The 6,147-nt window shown below is 66.8% G+C and carries 5 protein-coding genes; 3 read left to right on the forward strand and 2 right to left on the reverse strand.

Annotation, left to right across the window (positions count from 1 at the left end):
* The first annotated feature begins 2 nt into the window (after positions 1 to 2).
* Positions 3 to 752 (forward strand): phytanoyl-CoA dioxygenase family protein, encoded by a 750-nt coding sequence (locus ACFOY2_RS41425; RefSeq protein ID WP_379533604.1) that lies wholly within the window; start codon positions 3 to 5, stop codon positions 750 to 752.
* A 128-nt stretch (positions 753 to 880) separates the two neighbouring features.
* Here the strand turns inward: ACFOY2_RS41425 and ACFOY2_RS41430 are convergent, their stop codons facing one another.
* Entirely contained in the window at positions 881 to 1,876 is a 996-nt protein-coding gene (locus tag ACFOY2_RS41430; RefSeq protein ID WP_379533596.1) for a glycosyltransferase family 2 protein, read from the reverse strand.
* Positions 1,877 to 2,436: 560 nt separating this feature from the next.
* Here ACFOY2_RS41430 and ACFOY2_RS41435 point away from each other — a divergent pair.
* On the forward strand, positions 2,437 to 3,636 hold the full coding sequence (locus ACFOY2_RS41435) for an acyl-CoA dehydrogenase family protein (RefSeq protein ID WP_379533597.1): 1,200 nt from the start codon (positions 2,437 to 2,439) through the stop codon (positions 3,634 to 3,636).
* Between the two features lie 11 nt (positions 3,637 to 3,647).
* Positions 3,648 to 4,769, forward strand: a complete 1,122-nt coding sequence (locus ACFOY2_RS41440; RefSeq protein ID WP_379533598.1) for a DegT/DnrJ/EryC1/StrS family aminotransferase — start codon at positions 3,648 to 3,650, stop codon at positions 4,767 to 4,769.
* Between the two features lie 619 nt (positions 4,770 to 5,388).
* On the opposite strand, the gene ACFOY2_RS41445 is transcribed toward ACFOY2_RS41440, so the two are convergent.
* Positions 5,389 to 5,676, reverse strand: coding sequence for an integrase core domain-containing protein (locus ACFOY2_RS41445; RefSeq protein ID WP_379533599.1), 288 nt, complete (start codon positions 5,674 to 5,676; stop codon positions 5,389 to 5,391).
* Positions 5,677 to 6,147 lie beyond the last annotated feature (471 nt).

Here is a 6,147-nt window from a genome sequence, read left to right on the forward strand (position 1 = left end):
AGATGAGCGTGGTGAGCACCATTGACCACCACAATCGGGAAGAGTTCCGCCGTAATGGCTTCGTGATCTTGCCCAAGGTCGCGGACGAGTCCGAAGTGGCGTGGCTGCGGGAAGTCTACGATCGGTTGTTCGTCCAGCGCGCGACTCCGGGCTCGGAGAACTTCTACGACATCGCCGGCCAGGCCGACCGCGAAGAGTCGCCGTTGTTGCCGCAGATCGTCCGGCCAGAGAAATACGCGCCAGAATTACTGGAAAGCGCGCACTTCGCCCGGTGCCGGGCGATCGCGTCGGCCTTTCTGGCCATACCCGAGAACGAGTTGGAGTTCTACGGACACTCCATTTTGAAACCGCCCCGGTACGGCGCCCCGACCCCCTGGCACCAGGACGAGGCGTACATGGACCCGCGGTGGAGCCGTCGTGGGTTGAGCATCTGGACGACGTTGGACGACGCCACGGTCGAGAGCGGCTGCCTGCACTACCTGCCCGGCGGCCACCTCGGGCCCGTGCTGCCCCACCACCACATCGACAACGACGACCGTATCCGCGGCCTGATGACCGACGAGGTGGACCCGGCGGCCGGGGTCGCGTGCCCGCTGGCGCCCGGGGGCGCGGTGGTGCATGACTTCCGGACTCCGCACTACGCCGGGCCGAACCAGACCGGCCAGCCACGGCGCGCGTACGTACTGGTGTTCATGAGCGCTCCGGTCGAGGTCACCGACCCAGAAGCTCGACCCTGGATGACATGGGCGTGACCAGCGTGCCGGTCACGCCCGTCCTGGACGTGCGCCGCACGCTCGGCCGTATCCCCGCGGCGGCACGGTCCGGCTGAACCCGGCGCGCCGATGGAAGTCGCCGGCGATGAGGAGGCGGGCCTGAGTCATCAGGCCGCCCCGCGCCCCGTGCGCAGCACCCGGTGGCTGCGCCGGCGCTCCACGATCGTCGGTGCGTGGCCCGCCAGCCACATGAGCGCCGCCGCGGTCTCCCGCGCGCCGGTCGCCGGGTCGATCCTGCCGACCACACTCTTGCCGAGCAGGTCCGCCACGAGCCAACGGGTGGCCAGCCGGGCCGCCTTGACCGGACTCCAGTCGACGTCGGTGAGCAGGTAATAGTAGCGGTTGCGTCGCATGTGCACCCGGGTGTAGGCGCTACGGGTGGTGGCACCGCCGCCACCGTAGTGCTGTATGCCCTCGTCGAGCAGCAGAGCCACCCGCCAGCCCGCCCACCTGGCACGCCGGCAGAGGTCCACTTCCTCGTAGTACGTGTGAAAGACCTCGTCGAGTATGCCGATCTCACGTAACATCGCCGCCCGCGCGAACAGCGCCGACCCCTGGACATAGGCGTGCTCAAGGGTCCGCGGCGCGCGCCCCTCGAAGCTGCTCGCCGGGGACGGGTGATCCAGCCGGTCGCCCGCGAAGGCGTGCTGCTCACCCAGCCACAGCGCGATGTTCGTCCAGGGGTTGAACGCGGCCAGTTCGGCCGACTCGGCGTCGTAGCAGTACTGCAGCGGCCCGATGATCCCGTACTCCGGCCATCGCTCGGCGAACTCGACCATCGCACGAATCAACCGCGGCGGGGTCCAGGTGTCCGGGTTGACCAGGAAGATGTAGTCGGCGCCGTCGGCGAGCGCGGTGCGGATGCCCACGTTGTTGGCCCCGGTGAACCCCAGGTTGGCGGGATTACGGGTGATCTTCACCTGCGGGAACTCCCGCGCGACCATGTCGACGCTGCCGTCGGCGGAGGCGTTGTCGACGAAGTGGACGTCCAGGTCGAAGCCTTCGGTGTCGTTGTCGACGAGCGATGCGAAGCAGCGCCGCAGCCACTTGATCTCGTTGGTGCCCACCGTGATCGTCGCCACACGCCGGCGTCCCGATGCCATCTGCCCGCCTCTCTACTTCTGCACCGCGCGGATGGCGTCGGTCAGATGGTGGTCCGGTACGGCGAGGCGGCGCGCCTTCCATCTGGCCGCCTCCCGGATCAGGCGCATCTGTCGGTAGAGGTCACAAGATCGATCCGGCGCGGTCGTCAAATGAACTCCCCTTTCGCCAGCATGGACCGGGCTCAATCGACTGTACGGCGAAAAAGTCCGGGAAAACCCCAGAGATAATCGTCGCACCGCGCGGAGCGTTGTGGATCCCGCACCAGGCTCTCGGGCTCCGCGGGCGACGAATGTAGCGGCGCCGACGGCGTGCGCACCATACCCGTCGACTGAAGTCAGGCGACATCGAGTGATTTGACTAGACTTCGTCGCCGTCTCTCGTTCGACACCTTACCGATAACTCTTGCTCATATATCTTGGCTCTGTATATCGAAAGAGCGGGGATGTGGCCACGCACTTGCGCCGGCCGTCGGGAGCCGAAAATGAAACAGGCGATATCAAGCAATACTGTGCATTTGGGCGCGTCAGATCTTCGGACACCGATCTCGCCTGAGGGCGAGATGATGGTGGACCTGCTGACCGGTTTCACCAGCAAAATCCGGGCAGAGGCTCGCGTGAACGACCAGAATGCTGCTTTCCCGGTGGACACGTTTCACGGGTTCGCCAAGGTCGGCCTGATGGGCGCGAGTGTGCCCGCCGAACTGGGTGGTCTAGGCGTCAACCAGCTGTACGACTTGGCGGTGGGGCTGCGCGTCCTGGCCGAGGCCGACGCCTCGACGGCGCTGGCCCTGCACGTCCAACTGAGTCGGGCGCTGACCCTGACCTACGAGTGGCGCCACGGAACCCCGGACGCTTCCGCGCTGGCCGAGCGGTTGCTGCGGGCGATGGCCACCGGCGAGGCGGCCGTCTGCACCGGGCTGAAGGATTCCCCTGGTGTGGTGACCACGCTCACCAGGGACGACTCGGGCGGCTGGCGGCTGTCCGGCCGCAAGACACTGGTCAGCATGGCACCGATCGGCACGCACTTCTTCGTGCACGCGCTGCGGCGCGAAGGCGGTGACGATGCGCCGAGACTCGCCGTCCCTCTCTTGAGCCGCGACGTCCGCGGGCTGACCGTACTGCCGGACTGGGACGGTCTCGGCATGAGGGCCTCCGGCACCTTGGAAGTCGATTTCGACAACTGCCCGGTGCCGGAGAGCGACGTCCTCGACCGAGGTCCGGTGGGATCACGCCGGGACGCGGTGCTGGCCGGACAAACCATCAGTTCGATCACCATGCTGGGCATCTACGCGGGAATCGCCCAGGCGGCCAGGGACATCGCGGTCGAGCACTGCGCCAAGCGTGGTCCGGACGTCCCCGCGGGCGTGCGTTCCACCATCGCCGAGTCCGATGCCCGGCTGTACGCGCTGCGCACGGCGACCGCCGCCGCGCTGCTCAACGCCGACCAGCTCAATGACAAGTACACGATGGACCTCGACGAGCGGGGACGACGGATGATGACGCCGTTCCAATGGGCGAAGATGACCGTCAACGACCTGGCCCTGCGCGTCGTCACCGACAGCATGTCGATGGTCGGCGGTCAGGCGTACTCGGCCGGTCACCCGCTGGCACGCCTCTACCGCGATGTCCGGGCAGGCGGGTTCATGCAGCCCTACAGCTACGCCGACGGCGTCGACTATCTCAGCGGCCAGGCATTGCGCCTCGATCGAGACAACGACTACATGAGTGTCCGGGCGGTCCGCTCCCAGACCCAGTCCTAGGAGAGGCGAACATGGCAATTCGGGTGTGGGACTACCTGGCGGAGTATCACCAGGAGCGGGCTGACCTGCTCGACGCGATCGAGAAGGTCTTCCGGTCAGGCAACCTCATACTCGGCGAGAGCGTCGACGGGTTCGAGGACGAGTTCGCCGCCTACCACGGCATGTCCCACTGCATCGGGGTGGACAACGGCACCAACGCGATCAAGCTGGCCCTGCAGGCGATGGGCGTCGGACCGGGCGACGAGGTGATCACCGTGTCCAACACGGCGGCGCCGACGGTGCTGGCCATCGACGCCGTCGGCGCCAGGGCCGTCTTCGTCGACGTGCATGAGCAGGACTGCCTCATGCACGTGGACCGGGTGGCCGAGGTGATCACTCCGCGGACCAAGGCGGTGTTGCCCGTACACCTCTACGGCCAGTGCGTGGACATGACGGCGTTGGGGCGGCTCGCCGCCGACCACGGCCTGCTCATACTTGAGGACTGCGCCCAGGCGCACGGTGCCCGGCAGCACGGACGGCTGGCGGGCACCATGGGCGACGCCGCCGCGTTCTCCTTCTATCCCACCAAGGTGCTGGGCGCCTACGGCGACGGCGGTGCGGTGGTCACCGCCGACGAGGCCATCGACGGCAGCCTTCGCCGGCTGCGCTACTACGGCATGGAGAAGGTCTACTACGTCGTCGAGACGCCCGGCCACAACTGCCGCCTGGACGCGGTACAGGCGGAGATCCTGCGGCGCAAGCTCACCCGGCTGGACGCCTACATCGAGGCCAGGCGCGCGGTGGCCCGCCGCTACGCCGAAGGGCTCGGCGACATCCTCGACGCCACCGGCCTGACCCTGCCGTCGGTGACCGCCGGGAACGAGCACGTCTACTATCTCTACGTCGTGCGCCACCCGCAGCGCGACACCATCATCGAACGGCTCAGGGCCTACGACATCACCCTGACCATCAGCTACCCCTGGCCGGTGCACACGATGACCGGGTTCAGGCGGCTTCGCTACGCCGACGGCTCGCTCCCGGTCACCGAACGACTGGCCGGGGAGATCTTCTCCCTGCCCATGTACCCGTCGATGCCGCGGGACCGTCAGGACAAGGTGATCGGCGCGCTCCGCGAGGTCCTGGAAACCCTTTAGCCACAAGGCCGGCGTTCTGACTAAAGCTTTCACTAGTACGACAGCAGTACTTCGTGATCTTGCCCTCCGGCTCTGCGAGCAAGGCATGATGCTGTGAAGTGGGGTTGTGTGAGGGCGAGGCGTTTGCGGTAGTGGTGCCGGCGGGCGCGGGCCTGGTGGGGGCGTCGCCAGTACTCCAGCGCAGCTCGAAGTTGCGTCGCAGGGCGGCCATGCGGGGGGTTACCACGGCGCTGACCTGGTTGAACACGGCGAGCAGGCGGCGGATCTCGGGGACGGTCAGCGCGATCAGCCCGTAATCGTCGGGTGGGGCGTCCTGGCCGGTGCGTGGCACGACGGGGGCCGGGTGGTGGCGGCGTTCCATGGCGGCGACCACGGCCAGGACCGCGAGTGCGGCCATCGCCAAGATGACGTGCCGCCGCCAGGACCGATAGCGGCGGACCTGGGTGTGATCGAGTCCGACCTGCCCCTTCGATTGCTGGAAATCCTCCTCCGCAGCCCACCTGACACCCGCGACCAGGACCAGGACGGGCAGCGTCAACGCGCGTGCGCCTGCCGAAAACTCCGTCCACGCAGGTCAAGCGGCATATGAGTACTCGTGGAGAATCCCGTCGAGCCGATCTCACCGGCGTATGTTCAGGTCGTCTATTCGCTTCGGATCGGTGATCGGCTCCGGGGCGGTACGCAGCGGAGCTGCTTGGTTCAGGGCCTGATGGGCTCGGTGCTGGTTGTAGAAGCGTTCGTACTCGCGCAGGGCGTGCCGAAGATGGCGTTCGTTCCATACGAGGCAGCGGTCGAGAAGCTCGTGACGGCATGACTGCACCCACCGCTCCATCATCGAGTTCATGCGCGGCATCCGAACACCGGTGAGCACCGTCTTGATGCCGGCCTCGGCGAGGACCTCATCCATGAGCGCAGGGAACTTCCCATCCCTGTGTCCGGTCGGACCAGGAGCCGTAGTCGGCATAGGACCTCGCGGGGCAGCGAGGTCAGGAGGGCGGCGAGAAAGGTTCGGTCTTCGGGAGCGAATCTGACTTTGGTGTCGGCGCCGAGTTGGCGTTCGAGGACGGTGATCTGGTGGCGTAGGGCGAGGATCTCAATGTCCTTGTCTCGATCGCGCATGGGCAGCAGCCGCAGTGCGGCGAACGTGTTCGTGACGGTGAGGTAGGCCAGGCGAAGGAGCACGGCCGATCATCATGCCGCACGCGATCGCCTTCCTGGTGGCTGGAGCTCGCGCTGCCACACGAGGCCCCCACATGGCCATGAGCTGGGTGGATGTAATTATCGGTTGTGAACATGAACGCGAGAGGTGGGTTGAGAATGACCGGCTGATTGCGGGGCTGTACGAGTAGATGGAGGGGTTCTGATCCTCCGGAGTCGC

It is taken from the genome of Nonomuraea purpurea (assembly GCF_042650645.1).
Taxonomy (GTDB): Bacteria; Actinomycetota; Actinomycetes; order Streptosporangiales; family Streptosporangiaceae; genus Nonomuraea; species Nonomuraea purpurea.

What these genes read in the sequence shown, in the direction of transcription:
- ACFOY2_RS41435 (WP_379533597.1), top strand. Translation starts at nt 2,437, where the DNA reads ATGATGGTGGACCTGCTGACCGGTTTCACCAGCAAAATCCGGGCAGAG.
- ACFOY2_RS41440 (WP_379533598.1), top strand. Translation starts at nt 3,648, where the DNA reads ATGGCAATTCGGGTGTGGGACTACCTGGCGGAGTATCACCAGGAGCGG.
- ACFOY2_RS41425 (WP_379533604.1), top strand. Translation starts at nt 3, where the DNA reads ATGAGCGTGGTGAGCACCATTGACCACCACAATCGGGAAGAGTTCCGC.
- ACFOY2_RS41445 (WP_379533599.1), bottom strand. Translation starts at nt 5,676, where the DNA reads ATGGATGAGGTCCTCGCCGAGGCCGGCATCAAGACGGTGCTCACCGGT.
- ACFOY2_RS41430 (WP_379533596.1), bottom strand. Translation starts at nt 1,876, where the DNA reads ATGGCATCGGGACGCCGGCGTGTGGCGACGATCACGGTGGGCACCAAC.